Annotated in this window: 19 protein-coding genes and 1 riboswitch; of the genes, 6 read left to right on the top strand and 13 right to left on the bottom strand. The window is 45.9% G+C overall.

Features of this window, described 5'->3' with window-relative positions; all coding sequences use genetic code 11:
* Positions 1-14: 14 nt before the first annotated feature.
* The 6 genes from AC5W2J_RS12750 to AC5W2J_RS12775 all read right to left on the bottom strand — a co-directional run bounded on the left by AC5W2J_RS12750 (position 15) and on the right by AC5W2J_RS12775 (position 9142).
* Positions 15-986: a Gfo/Idh/MocA family protein gene (locus AC5W2J_RS12750; protein ID WP_496059834.1), complete on the bottom strand. Its 972-nt coding sequence runs from the start codon at positions 984-986 to the stop codon at positions 15-17.
* Between the two features lie 103 nt (positions 987-1089).
* Positions 1090-2127, bottom strand: coding sequence for a ribonucleotide-diphosphate reductase subunit beta (locus AC5W2J_RS12755; RefSeq protein ID WP_496059835.1), 1038 nt, complete (start codon positions 2125-2127; stop codon positions 1090-1092).
* Positions 2128-2154: 27 nt separating this feature from the next.
* Positions 2155-4416, bottom strand: a complete 2262-nt coding sequence (locus tag AC5W2J_RS12760; RefSeq protein ID WP_496059836.1) for a ribonucleoside-diphosphate reductase subunit alpha — start codon at positions 4414-4416, stop codon at positions 2155-2157.
* Between the two features lie 12 nt (positions 4417-4428).
* Complete coding sequence (metE, locus tag AC5W2J_RS12765; RefSeq protein ID WP_496059837.1) at positions 4429-6705, bottom strand: 5-methyltetrahydropteroyltriglutamate--homocysteine S-methyltransferase; 2277 nt, start codon at positions 6703-6705, stop codon at positions 4429-4431.
* A gap of 169 nt (positions 6706-6874) precedes the next feature.
* Positions 6875-7070: riboswitch (cobalamin riboswitch) on the bottom strand.
* Between the two features lie 206 nt (positions 7071-7276).
* Positions 7277-8488 carry a formaldehyde dehydrogenase, glutathione-independent gene (gene fdhA / locus AC5W2J_RS12770; protein ID WP_496059838.1) on the bottom strand — a complete coding sequence of 404 codons (1212 nt, stop codon included), beginning with the start codon at positions 8486-8488 and terminating at the stop codon, positions 7277-7279.
* Positions 8489-8980: 492 nt separating this feature from the next.
* Positions 8981-9142: a hypothetical protein gene (locus AC5W2J_RS12775; protein ID WP_170146875.1), complete on the bottom strand. Its 162-nt coding sequence runs from the start codon at positions 9140-9142 to the stop codon at positions 8981-8983.
* Between the two features lie 167 nt (positions 9143-9309).
* Between AC5W2J_RS12775 and AC5W2J_RS12780 the strand changes: the two genes are divergently transcribed.
* Both AC5W2J_RS12780 and AC5W2J_RS12785 read left to right on the top strand, forming a co-directional pair.
* A complete protein-coding gene (locus AC5W2J_RS12780; protein WP_496059839.1) occupies positions 9310-9975 on the top strand; it encodes a universal stress protein in 666 nt (221 codons plus the stop codon).
* A gap of 23 nt (positions 9976-9998) precedes the next feature.
* A complete protein-coding gene (locus AC5W2J_RS12785) occupies positions 9999-10361 on the top strand; it encodes a DoxX family protein (protein WP_496059840.1) in 363 nt (120 codons plus the stop codon).
* A 46-nt stretch (positions 10362-10407) separates the two neighbouring features.
* On the opposite strand, the gene AC5W2J_RS12790 is transcribed toward AC5W2J_RS12785, so the two are convergent.
* From AC5W2J_RS12790 to AC5W2J_RS12800, 3 genes are all read right to left on the bottom strand, one after another.
* Entirely contained in the window at positions 10408-11139 is a 732-nt protein-coding gene (locus AC5W2J_RS12790) for a sulfite exporter TauE/SafE family protein (RefSeq protein ID WP_496059841.1), read from the bottom strand.
* A 161-nt stretch (positions 11140-11300) separates the two neighbouring features.
* Complete coding sequence (gene wrbA, locus AC5W2J_RS12795; protein ID WP_496060094.1) at positions 11301-11918, bottom strand: NAD(P)H:quinone oxidoreductase; 618 nt, start codon at positions 11916-11918, stop codon at positions 11301-11303.
* Between the two features lie 147 nt (positions 11919-12065).
* The gene (locus tag AC5W2J_RS12800) at positions 12066-12509 is read right to left on the bottom strand and encodes a MarR family winged helix-turn-helix transcriptional regulator (protein ID WP_496059842.1); all 444 of its coding nucleotides are present in this window, start codon (positions 12507-12509) and stop codon (positions 12066-12068) included.
* A 163-nt stretch (positions 12510-12672) separates the two neighbouring features.
* On the opposite strand from AC5W2J_RS12800, the gene AC5W2J_RS12805 reads away from it, so the two are divergent.
* Positions 12673-13596, top strand: coding sequence for an AEC family transporter (locus AC5W2J_RS12805; protein WP_496059843.1), 924 nt, complete (start codon positions 12673-12675; stop codon positions 13594-13596).
* A 64-nt stretch (positions 13597-13660) separates the two neighbouring features.
* Here the strand turns inward: AC5W2J_RS12805 and AC5W2J_RS12810 are convergent, their stop codons facing one another.
* From AC5W2J_RS12810 to AC5W2J_RS12820, 3 genes are all read right to left on the bottom strand, one after another.
* Positions 13661-16009, bottom strand: coding sequence for an FdhF/YdeP family oxidoreductase (locus AC5W2J_RS12810; RefSeq protein ID WP_496059844.1), 2349 nt, complete (start codon positions 16007-16009; stop codon positions 13661-13663).
* A gap of 171 nt (positions 16010-16180) precedes the next feature.
* Positions 16181-16543, bottom strand: coding sequence for a Na-translocating system protein MpsC family protein (locus AC5W2J_RS12815; RefSeq protein ID WP_496059845.1), 363 nt, complete (start codon positions 16541-16543; stop codon positions 16181-16183).
* Between the two features lie 60 nt (positions 16544-16603).
* On the bottom strand, positions 16604-17854 hold the full coding sequence (locus AC5W2J_RS12820; RefSeq protein ID WP_496059846.1) for an L-lactate MFS transporter: 1251 nt from the start codon (positions 17852-17854) through the stop codon (positions 16604-16606).
* Positions 17855-18239: 385 nt separating this feature from the next.
* On the opposite strand from AC5W2J_RS12820, the gene fdhD reads away from it, so the two are divergent.
* The 3 genes from fdhD (at position 18240) to modA (ending at position 20162) form a co-directional block, all read left to right on the top strand.
* Positions 18240-19043: a formate dehydrogenase accessory sulfurtransferase FdhD gene (fdhD, locus tag AC5W2J_RS12825; RefSeq protein WP_496059847.1), complete on the top strand. Its 804-nt coding sequence runs from the start codon at positions 18240-18242 to the stop codon at positions 19041-19043.
* Between the two features lie 16 nt (positions 19044-19059).
* Positions 19060-19287, top strand: a complete 228-nt coding sequence (locus AC5W2J_RS12830) for a hypothetical protein (RefSeq protein ID WP_496059848.1) — start codon at positions 19060-19062, stop codon at positions 19285-19287.
* 113 nt (positions 19288-19400) lie between these two features.
* Positions 19401-20162 carry a molybdate ABC transporter substrate-binding protein gene (gene modA / locus AC5W2J_RS12835; RefSeq protein ID WP_496059849.1) on the top strand — a complete coding sequence of 254 codons (762 nt, stop codon included), beginning with the start codon at positions 19401-19403 and terminating at the stop codon, positions 20160-20162.
* A 57-nt stretch (positions 20163-20219) separates the two neighbouring features.
* Here the strand turns inward: modA and AC5W2J_RS12840 are convergent, their stop codons facing one another.
* A complete protein-coding gene (locus tag AC5W2J_RS12840; protein ID WP_496059850.1) occupies positions 20220-22013 on the bottom strand; it encodes a S9 family peptidase in 1794 nt (597 codons plus the stop codon).
* Between the last annotated feature and the right edge of the window lie 8 nt (positions 22014-22021).

Genomic DNA, 22021 nt, shown 5'->3' on the forward strand with positions numbered 1-22021 from the left:
TGAAAAATGGATTTTCAATCTGTGTCGTACACAACACCGAGCTGCTGCCTTACTTCATCTATCACAGCCAATACGTCCCGGGACTGCTGCAGCGTCACCTGCCGTTTGCCGCCTGAAGTGATCAGCTTCATAAATTCTTCTATCTCATAGCTCATCGCCTGTCGCCCGGAAGGCATCGACAGCTTTTCTTCTTCTCCGCCGCGCGGCAGAAAAGCGACTTCTTCCGGTGTATTTACATTATCTATCCGCAGCACACCGTCTTCTCCCTGAATCTCACTGGCAAGCGACGATCCCATGATTTTCGAATACGAAATAATAACTTCAAATCCATCGTACTGCATAAGAACGCACGCCTGTCCGTCCACTCCTGTTTCGAGTTTGTGTCCCATGGCCATGATACGCGAGGGAGGGCCAAACCAGGCTACTGCCGGATGAAAAAGATAAACACCCAGATCCATACTCGCTCCGTTGGAAAGCTCCGGCTTAAATGCATTCAAAATGGTTCCTTCTTTATAGGCATCGTACCGGCTTGAATACTGGCAGTACTGCAGGTAGACGCGCCGGATCGGGCCTGCTTTTTCCAGATGGCTCGTCATTTCTTTAAAAGCAGGCGTGTACATATTTTTGATGCCCTCCATTAACACGACCTGCTTTTGTTCTGCTTTTTGTATAAGGACTTCTGCTTCTTTTTCGTTGGAGCATAATGGTTTTTCGCAGATAACATGCTTTCCCTTTTCCATTGCCGCCAGCGCCTGCTCGGCGTGATACCGGTTGGGGCTCGCAATATAGACAGCCTCCACCTCCGGGTCAGCAAGCATCGCTTCCAGGCTGTCATACGCCCGGGCTGCTCCATTTTTGGAAGCAAACGCCTCTGCTTTTTTCCTGTCTCTTGAAAAAACAGCTGTCAGCTCAAAACCTTCCACTTCTGTTCCCGCTTCAATAAACGCTTCTGTAATCCAGTTCGTTCCAATTGTTGCTATTTTCACCGGTCTCACTCCTCCTTTTTTTCTATCATAGCATGAGTACACGAAAGATTTTATTTAACCTCAAAAAGCCCCTTCCCGGCATGGGAAAGAGCTTTTATTTTGATTAAAGGGAATCGAAATCATTATCTGAATCTACTAAATTGTAGTCCGTCACCGTCGTTTCAAAGAAATCGGCTTTTCCGGTCGTATTATCATTATAAACTGAAACCCAGCGCATCGGATTTTTATTGTACCCTTCAAATACTGCATCAAATCCAAGCTCTTTAATCCGCTTGTTCGCCATAAACTTAATATAGCTTTCCAATTCATTGGCATTGATTCCGTCTATCTTATTGCCGATTACATAGTTTCCCCATTTGATTTCAAGTTCTGCCGCTTCAATAAAGGTTTCTTTTACAAAGTCGGCAAACTCGTCAGTATTCAGCTCAGGGTTTTCCTGCAGGGTCTCTTTTAAGATGTGGACAAACAGATTAACGTGAATCTGTTCATCCCGATTTATGAAATTAATCATTTTAGAGGTTCCGAGCATCTTCTCGTTTCGGGCCAGGTTGTAGAAGAAAGCAAAACCGGAGTAGAAAAACAACCCTTCCAGAATAACGTCATATACAATCGCTCGGACGAAGTTTTCCTGGGTGGGATTCTCCGTAAAATCGGTATATCCATCTGCAATAAACTTGTTGCGCTCCAACAATACTTCATCGGTTTTCCAGTATTCGAACACTTTTTCCTGCGTATTGCCGTCTGTTACGCTCGAGAGAACGTACGTATACGACTCATTGTGGACTACTTCCTGAAAAGCCAATACAGACATAAGGGCCGACAGACTGGAATCGGTTAGGTACTCGGACACTTTGGAGGAAAAATCCGTCTGTACGCTGTCCAGAAAAGCAAGCAGTCCGATGATTTTATTAAAGGCTTCCCGCTCATCATCACTCAGCTGTTTGTACTGGTTGCGGTCGTTGATTAAGCTGACTTCATCCGGAATCCAGAAGTTGCGGAGCATATTTTTATACATAGGGTAGGCCCACTTGCGCGCAGTCTGATCCCAGTTTAGTATATTCGAGCTCTCGCCGTTGATAATACCGGTTGATTTATTTGGAGCTGCCGTGTCATACAACTTGCGTTTTTGTAAAGTAGCCATTTTTTATGCCTCCTCTTTTCTTTTCTCTTAGCTGGAGCAGCTTTCGCAGTCCTCTATTACCGTTGAGGTGGAACGTGTGTAATACGTGGTTTTAAGTCCTGCTGACCATGCCTGAAGGTGCATATCCAGAAACTCTTTTGCTTTAATGTCCCGTGGGATATACAGGTTAAAACTAACCGCCTGATCAATATGCTTCTGGCGGGCGGCATTTTGGCGGATACTCCACGACTGGTCAATGTTAAACGCAGACTTATAATACCAGATCGTCTTGGAACTGATATCAGGAGCGGTAGCCGGGGACCGGTAGCCTTTTTTCTCCTCCACGTATTCCTGGCGGTAAATAGGGTCAATACTGGCGGTGGATCCTGCAATAAGTGAGGTCGTTGCATTGGGTGCTACCGCCATAAGGTAGCCGTTGCGGATACCATTTTTCTGGATGCGTGTACGCAGCTCGTCCCATTCTTTTGAATCATATTTCCGTTCCAGGTAAGCACCGCTTTCCCATTCGCTTCCTTCAAATAATGGATAGGCGCCTTTTTCTTCTGCAATACGGCAGCTCGCTTCGAGCGTTAAATAGCTGATTTTCTCGTATAGTTCATCTGCATAGGCTACAGCTGTTTCTGATTCCCAGCGGATGCCTTTTAATGCCAGCAGATGGTGCCATCCGAACGTGCCAAGGCCTATGCCTCTGTAACGCTTGTTTGTCAGCTGTGCCTGCAGCACTTCAATATGATTTAAGTCAATGACATTATCGAGCATGCGGACCTGAACTGGAATCAGACGCTCAAGCACACCTTCTGTAACTGCTCTGGCAAGAGAAATGGAAGAGAGGTTGCAGACGACCATATCTCCCGGTGTTTTTTCCGTAATAATCGTGCCTTCCGGCGTCAGCTTTTCTTCTTTAATAACCGTGGCGCTCATGTTCTGCATAATTTCTGTGCAGAGATTCGAGCTGTAGATCATGCCTTCGTGCTTGTTGGGGTTTTCCCGGTTTACCGTGTCACGGTAAAACATATAAGGTGTTCCGGTCTGCAGCTGGGATTTCATCACGCGTTTCATAATCTCAATCGCAGGGATTCGTTCTTTTGAAATACCGGGATGGTCCATGCACTGCTGATACTTTTCCCGAAACGATCCTCTGCCTTCTTTTTCATCATAAAAATCTTCTAGAGACCAGCCCATAACCTTTTCTACTTCATGGGGGTCAAACAAGTACCAATCTTCGCGGCTCTCTACTTTCTCCATAAACAGGTCAGGCAGACACACTCCTGTGAAAATATCATGGGTGCGCATCCGCTCGTCTCCAGTGTTGAGCTTTACGTCCAGAAACTCGAGAATATCTTTATGCCATACGTCCAGGTAAACAGCGAATGCGCCCTGGCGCTGGCCGAGCTGATCTACAGAAACAGCTGTATTATTGAGCTGCTTCATCCAGCCCATAATACCGCCTGCTACTCCTTTGTATCCTTTAATGTCAGAACCACGGCTTCGCAGCTTGCCGAAATATATGCCTACGCCTCCGCCATTTTTAGAAAGGTTGGCAACATCTGTATTGGAATCAAAAATACTGCGCAGGCTGTCATCTACTGTATCAATAAAGCAGGAACTCAGCTGGCCGACATTTTTTCCTGCATTCGCCAAGGTTGGTGTAGCAACAGTCATATAAAGATTAGACAGCGCCCAGTAAGCCTCTTTTACCATATGAAGACGATTTTCCTGAGGTTCTTCGATCATCAGCTTCATCGCAATCACCATAAATCGCTCCTGCGGCAGCTCATAGACATTTTTGCTTTTGTCGCTCGCCAGATACTTATGGGCAAGGGTCAGCACACCGACATACGTGAACAGCTCATCCCGCTCCGGCTTGATCGCCTGCTCGAGTTCGATGATTTCTTCTTTGGAATAATCGCGTAAAAGCGTACTGTCGTACACCCCTTTGCTTCCCAGTGTCTTTAACAGGCCGTACAGCGAACCGTATTTGTCTTCGGCATCATACGCCCTGTTTTTGGCAGCTTCTTTATACAGCTTTCTCAAATAAATCCGTGCTGCGACATACGTCCACTGCGGACCGTTTCTGTCAATTCTCTCTGAAGCCTGCAGCGTAAGGAGCTGGGTAATCTGATCGGCTGAATAGCTGTCTTTATAGGATACATTGGAAACAACGGCTTCTTTGTATTCTTCTTTATCCAAATCTGGAAATCCGTCTGTTACTTCGTCTATATAGGCTTCGAGTCTTTGCTTTTCAAAAGCCAGGGTGCGGCTGCCGTTATCTTTAAATATTACTGTCATTCTACACTCTCCTTAGTTCACTTCCTGCGTCCATCTTTCCCGGACGAGGCGGGCGGCTTCTGTCATATTCTTTAATGCATCTACGGTTTCCGGGATATCCCTTGTTTTCAATCCGCAGTCCGGGTTGATCCAGAACAGGGACGGCGGCAGGACCTGCAGGGCGCGGTCAATCATCTGCAGCATTTCCTCGGGGCCTGGCACTCTTGGGCTGTGAATATCATAAACACCCAGACCGATTCCTTTATCATAAACGGCTGTCTCAAATGCTTCGATAAGTTCGCCGTGACTTCTCGATGTTTCGATGGAGATAACATCCGCATCCATAGCGCGTATCGATTCGATCATGTCCTGGAATTCGCTGTAGCACATATGCGTATGAATTTGTGTCGTGTTCTTTACGTTGGATGTCGCCAGGCGGAAGGCACGGACGGCCCAGTCCAGGTAATGCTCATGCTCGCTGTGCTTCAGCGGCAGCCCTTCCCGGATAGCCGGCTCATCCACTTGAATCATTTCAATCCCGGCTTTCTCCAATGCTTCCACTTCTTTGCTCAATGCTGCGGCGATCTGGTTTGTCACGTCGCGCTCTTCCATATCATCACGAACGAAAGACCATTGCAGGATAGTAACCGGTCCGGTAAGCATGCCTTTCATCGGCTTGTCCGTCAGGGACTGGGCGTACTCGGATTCTTTTACGGTCATCGGCTCTGTCCACTCTACATCTCCAAAGATAACAGGAGGCTTGACGCAGCGGGATCCGTAGGACTGCACCCAGCCGTTCGCTGTAAATGCAAAGCCAGCCAGTTTTCCCCCGAAGAATTCAACCATGTCGTTGCGCTCAAATTCTCCGTGTACGTAAACATCCAGACCAATATCTTTTTGAATGTCCACCCATTCTTTAATCTTTTCATTAATAAATGCATCGTATTCTGCTTTTGAGATCGTTCCTTTTTTCACATTCTGCCTGGCTACCCGGACTTCCTTCGTCTGCGGGAAGCTGCCGATTGTCGTCGTAGGGAACAGGGGAAGCTTCCATTTTTCCTGCTGAACGGTGCGGCGTTCGCTGAAGGCTGCCGTTCTTGAAGAAGGTGTGCTTTCTTTAACAGGTTCAAGCGCTTTTGTTCTCCATTCTGATTCTGCGAGCGCTTGAACTGCACGATGGCTTTTCTGAAGAAGCTCAGTGTTTCCTTCTTTTAATGCAGTCCGTAAATTTTTAATTTCGTCCAGCTTTTCATCGGCAAAGGAAAGAGCTTCCTGCAGTACAGGATTAAGCTTCGTTTCATTCTGAACGGTAACCGGAACATGCTGAAGACTGCAGGACGGCTGAATCCAAATCCGGTCTTCCGATACAGCGTTTTGTATCGTTTGAAGATCGACACTCTTTTTTACCCCGTCGCTTTTCCAAATATTTCTTCCATCAATAATGCCGGCACCGACTACTTTATCTTCAGGAAACCCATGGACACGGAGAGACTCCGTATTCTTTTCTTTCCCATGGACAAAATCAAGTCCTATACCGGCAACGGGAAGGGAAGTGATCTCTTCGTAATGATCCACACCTTCGAAATACGTCTGCAGCATAAGAGAAATTCCCGGTACTTCTTCTGCAAAAAGACGATAGGCTTTCTCCAGGTGGACAATATCCTTTTTAGGAAAAGAAGCTACGAGCGAAGGCTCATCTATCTGGACCCATTGCACGCCTTCCTGCTTCAGCTCCTGCAGGACCCGAACATATAAAGGAAGAAGCTGATCAAGCAGTTCCCCAAAATTTTTCTCCTCATATCCTTTCGCCAGCTTCAAAAAAGTAACAGGACCAATTATAACCGGCTTTCCTTCTATTCCAAGCTCCTGCTTTGCCTGCCGGTACGCTTCAAGCGGCATATTTTTTGTCAGGCGGGGCACGGCATGTTCCATTTCAGGGACAATGTAGTGATAGTTTGTGTTAAACCATTTGGTCATTTCAGAAGCCTGAGCATGTTCTGACCCTCTCGCCATAGCGAAGTAGGCACTGTCGGGTATTTCATTGCTGAACGTTCCGAACCTTTCCGGAACAATATTAAACATAACCGACATATCAAGCATCTGGTCATAGTAAGTAAAATCATTTACGGGAATCCAGTCGATTCCTCTTTGCTGCTGTTTAACAAGAGATTCCAGGCGAAGTCTTTTCATTTCCGCTTTCCACTCATCGTGCGTTATGTTCTTTTTCCAAAATGATTCCAGTGCTTTTTTCCATTCTCTGTTCTCTCCAAGCCTCGGATAGCCGAGGCTGCTTGTTGTCCATGTGCTCATTTGTAAAATATCCTCCCTTTTTTTACTAGTCCTGATCCGTTCCGAATCCGTCCATTTCATAAAAAAAAGAGTATTTCCACTGTGCACTAAGGGAGAGTGCATGCAGAAATACTCCTGGCTCGTATATGGTACGCTCAGGAACACCCGTCCTATCTCCCGTAGGTAAAAATCGGTGTTGGTAAAATAGGCAGGTCTCCTGGCTCCAGTGTCATCATCACAGCCGGCCTTCCCGGGGGCATCTGCTCCCCAGTGACATAATAACTGTGACTCTTCTGTTACAGTGGCGGGACCGCGCCGGCTTTGCACCGGTCTTCCCTTTTCAGTCTGATATTGACAATCAGAGCACCTATTTCCACTAATATGGTTTTGTTGTAGACAAACTATATCTTTTTTCTGAGCAGCATGTCAAGGCGTGTTTGCCTCAACTTTCTGTGAAAAGGCGGAAATATAGCATATATTGAATGAAAATAAATTTATTCGTCCATATTTAGTATTAAGTATTCCGATATAATTACTTAGTTTTTGGCAGCAAAAAGCAGCAGGAAAGACCTGCTGCTTTTGTAATGTTTCGTTATTGTTTGACGGATCCATGAGGATCAATAACAAATTTCTTTGCGGCGCCTTTATCAAAATCCTGATAGCCGTGGGGAGCTTCATCCAGGCTGATCAAAGTAGCATTAACCGCTTTTGCAATATCAGCTTTCCCGGACAATATGGCTTTCATTAAGTCGCGGTGATATTGCATAGCCGGTGTTTGTCCGGTGACAAACGTATGGGCCTTTGCCCAGCCAAGACCAATTCTCACTTTTAGGGAGCCGACCTTTGAATCGTCATCTGCGGCACCTGGATCTTCAGTTACATATAAGCCGGGGATCCCCAGTCTGCCTGCCACTCTTGTGACGTCCATAATCGTATTCAATACGATCGCAGGCTGTTCTCCGGCGTTTTCTCCGTGACCGGAAGCTTCAAAACCAACAGCATCCACTGCGCAGTCTACAACCGGCTCACCGACAATCTGGTCGATCTGTTCCCCGAGATTATCATGCTTCCGCAGGTTAACGGTTTCACATCCAAAACTTCTCGCCTGCTCAAGCCGCTCTTCGTTTAAGTCTCCTACAATTACCGTAGAAGCTCCGAGAAGCTGTGCGGAGTGAGCCGCTGCCAGTCCTACAGGGCCGGCGCCTGCGATATATACAGTGGACCCTGTGCGTACTCCCGCTGAATAAACCCCGTGATAACCGGTTGGGAAAATGTCCGACAGCATCGTAAGGTCCATTATTTTTTCCATTGCCAGGTCTTTATCTGGAAATTTCAACAGCTGGAAGTCCGCATAAGGAACCATGACGTACTCCGACTGGCCGCCGACCCAGCCGCCCATGTCTACATACCCATAGGCACCGCCGGGACGTTCCGGATTTACATTCAGGCAGACATGCGTATTCTGCTCTTTGCACATCTGGCACCTTCCGCACGCAATGTTAAACGGCACAGAGCAAAGGTCACCTTTTTTAATAAATTCCACATCTCTGCCTACTTCCACAACCTCACCGGTTATTTCGTGGCCGAGCGCCAGCCCTTCCGGTGCTGTTGTACGGCCTCTGACCATATGCTGGTCGCTTCCACATATATTGGTCGTTACTACTTTCAGGATGACTCCATGCTCACATTTTCTTCCTACGTTTGATTTAGGAACGCCGGGCCCATCTTTTAGAATCAGGTCAGGGTAGCCGATATCCTCAATTTCTACTTTTCCTTTTCCGCGGTAAACAACTGCTTTGTTCATATGAATCCATCCCTTCTTTTCGATTATGCTTTCCAGGAGTTTCTTATCACATGTAGTTGAGTTCAAACCGTGACCTTCAGGACGGGAGATAGAAAAATGAAGATTCAGCTGAAAATGTTTTAGGAAGCATCCCCCCTCTCAATATACGGTAAAACGGAATCATTCCTTTTAATATATTAAAAATTCAGACTATTTACACTGGTCTAAAATAAAGCGCTATCATTATTGTAATTGATTTTCCGTTTTTAAGCGACCATTTATACAAGGTTTTTTTATATTTTTCCATATAAAATAAGTATTGGCAATCTTTTAAGAAGAATAGACTTTTAGATGGATGTTTGTTAATTTAATAAAGGCCCTTTGGAACTTGAAAAATTATACATTCTATATAAATATAGTTATTTGATATATTAATATACTAAAAAAACATAATAAAAAACTCTTTGCACCAAACGGTACAAAGAGCCTTAAGATAATAGTATTAGTGCAGGGTCATATTCGTTTAGCCAAAAAGATTAGAATAAGGCCTACGATTAAACCACCGATACCTACTCCCAAAATGCCTGTTCCTGCTCCAAAAAGAGAAGTAATAAGATTTATTACACCTGCTATTGCTAAAACATAACCTATAATGAGTACGATTTTACTTAACATATTATACCCTCCTTTATATGTTGATACTATAATATACCCTTCATGTATAAATTTAATCTCCTAATTTGTAGAATATGTACAGGAAAACAGATTTTTTTATGCTTTTTGGAGAATTTACGTTACTATAAATATAAAGCGGACGAATGTCCCATAAGGAGAGACGACTAATGAAGAACACTAACGAAGCGTATCAACCAGGAGACGAAAGCATTCTTGTCTGTGTTTTTTTTCCGCCGGATGCAGAGCGGCTGATCCGCAGAGGATCAACTATTGCCAAGTCCTTTAATGCCCCTCTCCATGTCATCACTGTAGAGAATTCCAGAGAAGACGAAGACTACCTGGAGAACCAGCAGAATCATGAAGAATGGCAGCGTCTGTCTGATCAGTACCAAGCTGATTTCACGATTGAACCGGCCAATGGCAGAAAAGTAGCTGAAGTTATCGTAGATGTAGCCAAAGAACGGGAAATTACCCAGATTGTTATCGGTAAAAGCGCCCGAAGCAAATGGCAGGAATTGACAAAAGGAGCTATTGCTACAGAAATCCTAAAGCGCATTGATTTTGTTGATATTCATATTGTGTCTGTACAGCGCGAGCTCCCACCTTCTTTCGGTGATTATCAGAAAGGCGTTCGTGCCTACCTTACAAAAGAAAATGAGACATATACCCTTCATTTAGGAAACTGTCCGGAAGGATGTATCGAAGGCATTTTCTTTAAAGATATGCATACTGATTTTGAGAGCGGTTTGTTCAAAACGTTCCACGGCAAGGAAATTGTTATCGGCCGCGTAATTCATGGCACGGTCCGTGAGAAAATTTTTCCAAAAGAGTAACACAGCGAAAGGAGAATTTCCTTATGGCCCGACTATTATTTGGTTTTATTCTTACTGCAGCCGGTGCGGCTCATTTCAAGCGCCCCGGCTTTTTTTCGAAAATGATTCCATTTCTCGGCAGAGTACGAATGGCCGCCGTCTACATTTCCGGTGCAGCCGAAGTGGTCCTTGGCATGCTGCTGCTGATTAATAAAGGGACCGCCTGGACGGGAAAAGCAGTGTCCATATTAATGGTGCTCGTGTTTCCAGCTAACCTGTATATGGCCGCAACAAACATGCCCCTGAAAAAAGGCGGGAAGCCGAAGCCGCTTCTTTTGTGGATCCGGGTCCTTCTGCAATGGCCGCTGATTACATCGGCCTGGAAGCTCTCTTCCCATACAAAATAAGTCTCCCATAGAAAAAGCCTGCCTCCTAATGGGAGACAGGCTTTCTTTAATTAAACAGGATAAGATTTATCCCGGCAAGGGCAATTAAAATGCCGGCCCACAGTTTGATTCTTTCTGAAGACAGATGGCTGAAGTAATGCATCCCTAAATTCGAGCCGGCAATGACACTTACAGCACCTGCGAGGAAGTACCATATAAATGTACCGCCTAAATCGCCGTTAAATAAATGGATGGTCACTGTCAACAGGCTCGTTATCACAAATGTCGCCTGCAGCGTCGCCGTGTAGGCATATTTATCTTTTAAGAGAAGCAGAAAATAAAATACAAAAAAGGGTCCTCCTACTGCAAATACGCCTCCTACAATTCCTCCGAAAAAACCGAGGGTAAGAGGAAGCCATTTTTTCTCCGCCAGTGCCGGATCCTCTGTTTTCTTTTTCATAAAAATATAAATGACCATCATTATCAGGACGGCCCCCAGAATCCGTTTCATTATTTCCTCTTCGCCAAATGTATCCAAAATAAAAAAAGCTCCGATTCTGCCGGCTGCCGCCGCACTCAATATGTAAATCAGGCTTTTGTAATCAATGTGCTTTCTAAATCTCAGCATAATAGTTACGGACGTGACAAGAGCCAGGGCAATCACCAGCAGTGAGCTTTCCTTTACTGTGAATATAAAAGGCAGCAGCGCCATGGCAAACAATCCGAATCCAAATCCGCTGATTCCCTGAATAAAGCTGCCTGCAAACAGAATAACCATAATAAGCAGTAGTTCCATCATTTTTCGTCTCTCCTCTGTCTTCACTGCGTCAATAGTTCTTCCGCCCGTTATGTTACACCTTTTTCTCCTTTTTTTCGAGTCCCAAAGCCGCGCATAAGAGGGTTTTCGACATAAAAAAAGAAGCAGAGCCCATATCAGGCTGCTGCTTCTTTTTGTTTATATTATGATACTGGCTGGGCTTGTTTTACACCTGAAGTAATTTCCACTGTACGTCTCGCCTGGTGTTTTACAGCTTCTTCAATGTTTTCTACGATATTTCCATCCTGTCCTACCGTTGCGCTGGTTCCGTATGGGTTACCGCCGGTCGTAAACGTAATTGGATCAGAGTAGCCCGGCGATGCAATGATTGCACCCCAGTGCATCATGGAAGTATAAAGAGCAAGGATAGTTGCTTCCTGTCCGCCGTGCGGGTTGCTCGCAGAACTCATGCCGCTTACTACTTTATTAACAAGTTTCCCCTGAGCCCAAAGGCCGCCGGTCATATCAATATACTGCTTCAGCTGTGCCGGAAGGTTACCAAAACGAGTTGGCATGCTGAAGATAATGCCGTCTGCCCATTCCAGGTCTTCTGTAGAAGCTGCCTGAATGTCTTTTGTTGCTTCGTAGTGCTCTCTCCAGGCCGGGTTGGAATCAAGTGCTGCTGCCGGTGCTGTTTCTTCTATTCTTAGAAGCTTTACTTCTGCTCCTGCTGCTTCTGCTCCTTCAACTGCCCACTTAGCCATCTGGTGGTTTGTACCAGTTGAACTATAATAAATTACTGCAATTTTTGTGTCTGCCATTGTATCATCGCTTCCTTTCGAATTAAAAATATCAAATAGACCCATGTTTTTTTCTCCACCTTGCCTGAATTTGTACTATCACTGTTATCAACAGATTATGCAGTCTGTGTTGAAGAAATACTCACCTCCTATAAAAGTAAAATGTCTCTATTTTTGAAGGGACAGTCCCACTCTTTTTAAGAGGGCAATAAACTGTTCTTTTTCTTCCGGGCTCAGTACGCTGAATATTTCTGTAATCTTCTGTTCGTGGGCCGGGAAGATCTGTTCTATCTGCTGATAGCCTTTATCTGTTATCTCAGCATAAACGATCCGGCGGTCTTTTGGACACCGGACTCTGTGCAGCAGTTCTTTTTTCTCCAGCTTATCAATAACGTAGGTCATGCTTCCGCTCGTCAGCAGAATTCGTTTTCCGATATGCTGGATAGGCTGTCTGCCTTTATGGTAAAGAAGTTCAAGCACACCAAATTCCGTAGGTGTTAACCCGTGGGACTGAATGTCTTTTCTCACTTCTTCTTCCACCGCATGCTGGGCTCTTGATAAAACGATCAAAGACTTCAGCGCAGCAGAAGTTTCTACCTGTTTGTCTGTCATAAGACTCATATCCTTTTGTTTATGTCTCGAATTCAATTATCTTGAATTAAAGATAATTTACCATACATTACAGATTCATGCAACTTTTTCTTTGTTAATAAATAGTGCATTTCTCTTTGTATTTCGGTACACTGAAGGAAAAGTTTAGCTGGAGTGGGATGAAATGGGACTTCTTTTCAATATATTACTGCAGATTATTCTGCCTGTATTTATTTTATTGTTTGCAGGAGCACTGCTGCACCGCATTTTTCAATTTCAGCTGAGTACGCTTTCCAAGCTTCTCACTTATTTATTTCTGCCAACCATCATTTTTACGAATATTTACGAAAATGAAATGGAAGCCGGCCTGCTTTTAGAAATAGGCGGCTTTTTATTTTTGCAGTTTCTTGTTCTCGCTGTATTGACTGCGTTGTTTGCTAAAAGCACAGGGATGGACCCAAAACTTGCCGCCACATTCAAAAACAGTGTGGTTCTCAACAACTCCGGCAACTTCGGTATTCCGGTAAGCCAGCTCGTCTTTCAGGCCAATCCCATCGGTTCGTCCATTCAGATTATTGTGATGATGTTCCAGAATATTCTTACCTATACATATGGCATGATGAACTCCGCTTCAACGAACGGTCCGGGTGCCGGGATGATTAAAGACCTTTTTAAAACCCCGATCATTTACGCTTTATTTCTCGGATTTATCTTTTACGGCTTTTCTATTCCTATTCCCGACTTTCTGTGGATTCCACTTCAAAACCTTGCGGACGGCTTTCTTGCAGTTGCTTTAATTACATTGGGAGCCCAGGTCGCCTATCCAGCGCTGAAACATTTTTCCTTTCTGTTCTTTACCGCTATTTTCGGGCGTCTTATTTTTGCTCCGATCGTCGCTTTTTGTATTATCATGCTTCTTGGCATCGAAGGAACCGTCGCCCAGGCTTTATTTATTGCGAGCTCCTTCCCTATGTCGCGGAACAGCGCATTGTTTGCACTTGAATACGATAATTATCCGGACTATGCGGCTCAGGGCGTTCTTATCTCTACAATGCTCAGCAGTGTCACGGTAACTATCGTTGTCTATCTGTCCGAACTTCTTTTTTAAACAGTATAAAAAAAGCCACCGGAAGCTCCGGGGCTTTTAAACGACGCATATTTATCTTCTTTTCCTATTCTGTAGTCATTTCCAATTCTTCGACCCGTTTTTCTACATAGCGCTGATCTTTCTGGGCATGGAACGTTTCCGCTTTTTCCACGACCGCGCCGATATTGTATTCCGGAATCTGCGCATACTCTTCGTACGCCCGTTTATCAAGCAGTACGTTCCCTTCCGGCCAGTAGACGGCAATGTTGCTTTTCGCAATGTCCTCAAACTTTGCCGTGCCCTGGTAGGTACCAAATTTATTGTAGGTGACAACCGCTTCGCCTTCTTTAATATTTAACACAGCGGCGTCTTCCTCATTCATAATAATTGCATACCGGTCCGCGCCATTAAAGGCATCCTTGCTGCTGTAAATCATCGAATTAAACTGCTTTCCCCGTCGGGACGTCACATAGAAGTTTCCTTCCGTCCGGCGGTTCTCGGGAATATCAATGGCAAACAGCGTTCCTTTTCCATCCGGCGTCGGGCATATACCGCCTTCGCAGAGCCAGGCACCGCCCCACTGGAATACGTCTCCCTGCTCTTTCAAATGCTGGATCCCATCATAATTTGGGTTGGCTTTCGCAATTTCCGCACGTATTTCATGTGCTTCCTGGAAATTCATCTTTTCGCTCGTCTCCGGACGGATCCGCGCTGCCAGATCTACGTATATCTCCCACTCTGAGCGTGCCTCTTCAATGCGCGGTCCTTCAATTTCCGGACTGAAGTACACCATTCTCTCCGTGCTTGTGGACGTGCCTCCACCGGGCTGCTCGTATCTTGTCATAGCGGGAAGAACAATGACTTCCTCCTGGGCATCGACTAACGTGGACGTATTAAAAATGATGTCCTGATGCACGCGGAGCTCTACGCTGCTTAGAATATTTTCGATCGCATCCGGGTCCGGCATCGTTTCCAGAAAGTTGCCGCCGCTCGTAAAGAACAGTTTCAGCTTTCGCTCATGATCGTCCGGAAGTACTGCATTCTCAAGTGACTGGCCGATCGTGTCCCCCTGCCATCTCGGAATATCAAACCCCCACAACTCTTCCAGTCTTGCTGCATTGCTCTCCGTGAAATCTCCTCCCGGAAGCACAAATGGATCTGCCCCCATTTCTCCGGATCCCTGCACTCCGCTGTGACCGCGGATCGGCATCACTCCACAGTTTTCGCGTCCAATAAAGCCTCGGAGCATAGCCAGATTGGCTACCTGGGAGATGTTGTCGGTCGCAAAGCGATGCTGCGTCAGGCCCATGCTCCAAATAAAGATACCTGATTTGGAATGCGCGAGCAGCTCGGCAAATTCAGCAATTCGTTCCTGCGACAGGCCGGAAGAAACCTCCAGCTCTGCCCAGCTCTGTGTCTGCATGTGAGCCTTTAGTTCCGCAAAACCATTCGCATGTTCGTTCACATAAGCATGGTCAATGGCGGAACCGGGCTGCTTTTCTTCCATCGCAAACCAATGCTTCATCACGCCGTTCATAAAGGCGATATCCCCGCCGATATTAACCTGGTATACGTCATCTACAATCTGCGTGCCAAATACGGCGCTTTCCGGGATAGAGGGAATCCAGTATTTTTCCATAGCCGGCTCCCGGTATGGGTTAATCATAATAATTTTCGTGCCTGCTTTTTTGGCAGCGTACATGTATTTCGTCGAAACGGGCTGGTTGTTTGCGGCTACACTGCCCCAGAAGACAAGAACGTCTGAGCCGATCCAGTCTTTGTAGTTGCAGCTGGATGCGCCGATCCCAAGCGAACGCTTCAGCGCCGTTTTACTTGGAGAGTGGCAGATGCGCGAGGCGTTGTCTATATTATTTGTGCCGATAAACCGTGCCATTTTCGCGGCCGTATAATACACTTCATTCGTTATGCCCCGGGCCGTTAAGTAAAACGCCATCTGCTTGGGGTCAATTTCTTTTGCTTTGTCTGCGATACGATCCAGCGCTGTATCCCAGCTGATACGGGTGAATTTTTTCTCCCCTTTTTTACGGGAAAGCGGAAACGGAATCCGGCCGAGTTTTCGAAGCTGGGTGCTGTCGAGCTCCCGCATCTGGTCCACATCTTCCAAAATGTCTGTTTTCATGGCCGGTGCCGTATTCAGACGGAGCACATTTAGTCTTGTCGTACAAAGGTGCGGTCCGGAAAGCGTCTGGTCATAAAGACCGGATACGCCGAGCGCACAGCCGTCGCAGACTCCCTTTGTCAGAATACGATAGGCGTAGGCGGCATTGTCTTTATTGTCCCATGCTACTTTCATCGTGTCGCGGATATGATGGGGCTTCACCTTGCCGAGTCCCATAGGCGTTAATCCCGCCCAAAGACTTGGCGTTACTTTTTTATCCAATTTTACTGGTCCTGTATGTTTTGTTTTTCCCATTTCTTCCACCTCTTCATATGTAATAAATGCATGTTGGGAGAGCGCTTTCCTTTAATCGTACAGGCAGTTTTTCCGTTAAAACAAAAAACCACCGTACCTCTCCCTAAGGAAGAGATATACGGTGGTTGAGTCTTTAACAGGAACGCTGCCAAGTGCCTAACCTGATTTTTGTTATGCTTTTAAAAATTTTTCTTCGATATTCTCATCAAATACGAAAATCGACATGCCAAAGTCTCGTTCAATATCAATATCGACGAAAAGCTCTACAAATTTACACTGCAGAAACTCTTCCATTTCGACGGGAGGCGTCTTCCGGTATATTTCCTTGACCATTTCGGTTCTGGCTTCCCGGAGCATGTGCCGGCCTTCGTCTGAACTGGAAATAAATTTTTCGATCGGAGACAAATTGCCTTCCATTTCGCATATCGCCCAGTTTTTACAAAACGTAGTCTTGATCATGCTTGGTCCTTTGCCCATATGTTTCTTGCGGAACGAACGGACGAGATTACTAAATTCTGCTTCATATTTATGCATTGCTATGCCAATCCTTTTTTGTTCAGCTACGTAGAATCCTATAAGGATTTAATCGAAATGTCAACTCGCAGCTTTTGCTTTGACCGCATTCTCTTTTTTGAGCTTATTAATATCAATGCGGATCACGAGGGAAACGATCAGCGCTATGACAAACATCCCTCCGAAAATATATAAGGTCGCTGCATAGCTTGATGTGGTTTCTCTGACCCAGGCAGCCAGGTTAGGACCGACAAGTCCTGCTGCGGCCCAGGCTGTTAAAATATAGCCGTGAATCGCGCCGAGCTGTTTGGTTCCAAACAAGTCGCCGATATAAGCCGGGATCGAAGCAAACCCTCCACCGTAACAAGTAATAATTAAAAACAGTACGGCCTGAAATAAAATCGCTGCTGTAATACTTGGCAGAGCGAAAAAGGTAACAATTTGAATGGCGAAGAAGGCCGTATACACGTTCGGACGTCCCATATAATCGGAAATCGTCGCCCAGGCAATCCGTCCTGCCCCATTGAAAAATCCCATGATGCCAACCATTGTTGCCGCCGCTGCTGCAGAGAGTCCGGCAATTTCCTGGGCCATCGGAGATGCTACTGCTAAAATGGCAATACCACAGGTTACATTAATAAATAACATGATCCACAAAAACCAGAATCGTCTTGTTTTCACTGCTTCATTCGCTGTGAGCTGCGATAAATCAGTCGTAACCCGACCGGAACCACCCTGCTGGTATTCCGGCATATAACCCGCCGGCGGACGCTCTAAATAAAGAGCAGATAAAATCATGACAATAAAATAAACACTTCCAAGAATAAAAAAGGTGCCGGAAATGCTAACATTTTCAATTAAATTCGCCATAATCGGGCTTGCAATCATCGCTGCAAAACCAAAGCCCATAATAGCGAGTCCAGTGGCCAGACCGCGTCGGTCCGGGAACCATTTCACGAGTGTGGAAACCGGCGTAATGTATCCAACCCCAAGTCCAATTCCTCCAAGAACGCCATATGTAACATAAAGCAGAGCCAGTGATTCAATCGATACAGCAATACCGGAGCCAATCATGCCTGCTCCAAAAAACGATGCTGCCACCAGACCGGATCTACGGGGACCGTGCTTTTCTACAAAGTGTCCCATGAATGCGGCAGAGAGCCCAAGGAACAAGATTGCTATACTAAATGTGATCGATACTGCACTTAAGTCCCAGCCATACTGCTCCATTAAAGGATTTGTGAATACACTCCAGGCATAAACTGATCCTATTGAAATATGTATGCCTACAGCAGCAAGAGCGATGAGCCAGCGGTTTTTTGTTTTTCCCATTTTTTTCTCCTCTTTCTTTTATTTCATAGTATAAAACCGGCGTACGGTACTAATAGCGGTGGAATCATTGCTTTAAAACAGAAAAAACGCCGCCAGCTCTCCAAAAGGATACAAGTATCCCTTAAAAAAGTCGGACGACGTTTAGTATTAAGCAGGTATGCGCTACTTTTCCACCAAAGGTAATCGCTTACAAATGTGCTGCAAATAAAACCGATAACAGGATCGCTGCCTCGGAATTTTATCGCTTCACGTGCATGAACTTCGTATAAATCATATCTTGTTTCTGCTGAAAGCACAAGAGAAATTTAAGGCCGGCGGAATAGTTGTTTCCTTTTCATGAATGTGTTTTCATTAAGATACAGCTCCTACGAAAAGAGGTATGCCCATGGCTATCGAACAGTCAGCAGATAAAATGAGCCTGACGCGGACGATCGTCCGCTATAACCAGGAGGCTTTTTCTGAAATAGAAGACAGCATCGTCACCGAATTTCCGCTCACGATTTATGTAAATGGGGAAGAATTTGCTACGATGGTCTGCACCCCCACCCATTTTGAAGAAATGGTGATTGGTTTTCTTGCTTCCGAAGGCGTAATCATGTTTTATAAAGAGATTGCTTCGCTCGAGATTGATGAAAGCAAAGGATTTGCCTACGTGCAGCTCGTAAGCGGCAAAACGATGCAGCCCGCGCAGTACTCCAAGCGGGTCATTGGTTCCTGCTGCGGCAAAAGCCGTCAGTTCTACTTTCAAAGCGATGTCAAAACAACTAAAACAGCGGTATCCGCCGTTACTCTATCCGCTTCGCAGTGCATCCGTCTGATGAAAACGATGCAGGAGGAAAGTACTTTATTTAAAGGCACCGGCGGGGTGCACAATGCGGCTATCGGTACGCCGGAAGAGCTTATCGTAAGCCGGACTGACATCGGACGCCATAATGCTCTTGATAAATTGTACGGCTACTGCCTGCAGAACCAAATTCCCGTCCGCGACAAAGTACTTGTTTTCAGCGGACGCCTATCTTCAGAAGTACTGACAAAGGCTGCCAAAATCGGTGTCGGTGTCGTGCTTTCCAAATCAGCTCCGACCAATCTGGCGATTGAACTGGCTGAAGACTTGAACATTACAGCCGTAGGCTTTATTAGGGGGCAGTCTTTTAATATTTATTCCCACCCGGAACGTATCCATCCATAAACAAGGAGGTTTTTCCATGAGTTCCTGCAGTATTGACCACACCCCGAAACAGGTAAAAGAAAAGCTGAACAGTCAGCGCGGCTTTATGCCGGAAGAGGTTTCCCAAAAAGCAGATGCGCTGCTGCATGAAGAGCTTTCCCAGGAACGACTCAATGAACTGTTTCATCTTTTAAAAAAGTATGATCTTGCAGCTCCCGAGGAACAATCGGAGCGAAACGAAGCTATTATCAACCTGGCTGTATAATGTTCGCCTTCCATTCACAAAATGGAAGGTTTTTCTTTTCCCGCCGGGTATCATTTCGATTACACTAGAAAGAAGAACATAAATTGATCTTGAAGAAGAAAGGTTGCTTTTTTATGAAACGTACACTCTTTGTATTCCTTCCCCTGCTTCCTCTTTTTGCTGCGTGCACTCCCGCCGCTGAAGAAGATACGATAAATATTTATGCCGCCACAAGCCTTCAGGACTCGCTTGAGTCCATGGAAGAAGAGCTTGAAACGGCTCTTGGCGCCGATGTTACATTCATTTTTGAAGGCTCCGGCATTCTTCAAGGCGAAATAGCGGACGGTGCGGACGCGGACATTTTCTTCAGCGCATCAAATGTTTCGATGGATGCACTTGAAGACGAGCAGCTGATCGATCAGGATTCCAGAGAAATCGTTCTCGCCAATGAGCTGGTCATGATTGAAAACGCCGGAGAGCCTGAAAAACTGGAAGGGCTCGATGATTTAACGACGGATGCGGTTGATAAACTGGCCGCCGGCACGCCAACCGATACTGCCGCAGGAATCTATACCCAGGAAATGATGGAATCTCTTGGTGTTTATGATGAAATCGTCCACAAAATTGTTCAATCGCGCAATGTGAAAGAAGCGGTACTCTTTGTGGCAAGCGGCGAAACGGAAACCGGCTTTGTCTATGCAACAGATGCTCCCTCCACTGACCAGGTGGATATCGTAACGGCAGTGGACCCCGACCTTCACTCTCCGATTGAGTATCCTATTGCACTTACCACAGACGGTGCAGAAAATGAAAATGCCCGCGAGGCGTTTGATTATCTTACCGGTCCGGAAGCAGAAGAAGTATTTGATTCCTACGGTTTTCTGCAGCCCGAATAAAAACAGCCGCCCTTTTTCCGGGCAGCTGTTTTTTTATTTCAGGCAGAGAACACCAGTTTAATTTTTCGTATATTTTTCAAAAAAGGCGAGTACACTTTTGTATACATTGATTTCGTTTTCTTTTTTTGAAAAGCCGTGGCCTTCATCTTCCAGTACGATATATTCTACAGCGGACCCTTTCTCTTTCAACGCTTCTACGATCTGGTCCGATTCTGCCTTCACGACTCGTGGATCATTTGCTCCCTGGATCACGAGCATCGGCTTGGTCATTGAATCCAAGTACGTAATTGGCGTATCTTCCGTAAACTTCGCTTTATCTGTTTCCGGGTCGCCGACCCACTGTTTCATAACCGGCTTCCAGTGTTCCGGCACCGATTCCACAAAGCTGAACAAGTTGGATACTCCGAAAATATCTACAACGGCCTGATAATAGTCCGCGTGTCGGCCGTGCAGCAGCAGGGCCATGTAGCCGCCGTAGCTGCCGCCCATCAATAGAATCTTATCTTTGTCTGCATATCCCTGTTCAATCATGTAATCCATTGCTTTTACATTATCAAGCCTCGGTCCATATCCCCAGTCACCTTCCACCATTTTCATGAAAGACAGGCCGTAGCCTGTGGAACCCCGGAAGTTAGGAGCAACAATGCTGTAACCCCGATTCAAAAGAAGCTGGAACAGCGCCCGGAACATCTTCCGCTCAGATGCCTGCGGCCCTCCGTGCGGCCAATGGATCAAATACCCGTTATCCACGTCCGGCTTTGCTTTAAAATACAGTGCTTCTATTTCCAGTCCGTCGTAGGAAGGATAACGGATGACGTCCGGGTCTACGAGACTTTCTTCTGCAATGCCGGGCACTTTAAAAGAAGTCAGCCGCTCCCAGTCCGGTGTTCCGTCAGCCAGCTTAAAAATATTAAACGGCTCAACGGCACGGCGGCCCATCAAATAAACCGATCCGCTTTTCCCTATCGTAATCTGCTCTATTACATCCACCGGCGTTTTTATTTTATCCAGTGTTTTTTTCTTCAGTTCATACACATACAGCCGGTCTTCTACGCCGAGGGAAGCAGACAAATACAGCTTTTTTCTATCTTCATCAAAATGAAGGCTCGAAAATTCCCCTTCCGGCGCATCCAGAAGCTTTGTAAACTGTTCGTGTGCCACATCAAAATGAGCCAGGTAGGTAAAGTCTTCTCCGCAGTTGGTGAGCAGGTAGATGTCCTGCTCGCTTGTAAACACGATATCCGACACCGTGTGCTGCTCCCCGCTTTCCGGCGTGAGCTGGACTTCTTTGTCTCCTTTAAGCAGATAGCCCAAAACATATGTATTGGCAAAATGGCGGATAAACGCAATCGTCTGCTCTTCCGGGCTGCGTGCCGCAAAATAGGTGGCGCCGCCGCTTCCTTCGATCACCTGCTTTTCCGTATCGCTTTCCAGGTCATAACAGTACGTATTCAAAAAAGTCGCATTGTCTCTCGTCGTTGTATAATACAGGCGCTTTCCGTCGTCAGATAGAGAGCCGAAGAAATGTCTTTCTCCTTCCGCGGTACGAAGCGGGACGAGCTGTCCTCCCTCCGGCGGCATGGCGTACAGCCGGCTGTTTTCATCTCCGTCTTCATCAAAGCTCACGACGGCAAAATCGGAGTTTTCTGCATAATGAATGCCGTGGCAGCTTTGGTTAATGAACGTAAGCGGGTAGGGAAACGTATGAGGCAGGTCCATTCCCCAGATATTAAATGCTCCGTTCATGTTGGAACTGAACATGAGCTGGGATTCTTCTGTATTTACAGCAAATTGCTGAATGATTGTTGTCTGGAAAAACTGTTCGGCTTTCGGTTTATGAAACGATATCATATAGCTTC

The organism is Sinobaca sp. SA16-1 (assembly GCF_059510515.1).